1 protein-coding gene is annotated in these 389 nt (G+C 73.3%); it reads left to right on the forward strand.

Annotated features, from left to right (window positions below; all coding sequences use genetic code 11):
- Positions 1-35: 35 nt before the first annotated feature.
- Positions 36-389 (forward strand): cupin domain-containing protein (locus LPA54_RS41640; protein WP_228985551.1); only part of this gene is annotated, 354 nt, incomplete at its 3' end.

Genomic DNA, 389 nt, shown 5'->3' on the forward strand with positions numbered 1-389 from the left:
TAGCTTGACCAACTCGTCCGGCCCGGAGGTCCCTCATGCCCGTCGTCCGCCCGTCCGACGCCGTCGTCCACGAGATGCACGGCGCCCGCTTCGTCTCGTACGTCCGCCCCTCGGCAGGCAGTGAGGAGCTGTGCGCCTGGCGGGGTGAGATCCCCGCCGGGACGCGGGCGCCCGCGCACACCGTCAGCCGGGAGGAGATCCTCCTGCTGCTCTCCGGCGAGCTGCTGATCACCCTCGACGGCACCCCGTACCGCGTCGGCGCGGGCGACACCGTCGTCGTGGGCCGCGGCTCGACGCTCGCCGTGGAGAACCCGGGTGACGAGTCCGCCGTGACCTGGGTCACCACCTCCCACGGCCTGGAGGCGACACTCGCCGACGGCACGCGCATC

This window comes from Streptomyces sp. DH12 (assembly GCF_020873895.1).
Taxonomy (GTDB): Bacteria; Actinomycetota; Actinomycetes; order Streptomycetales; family Streptomycetaceae; genus Streptomyces.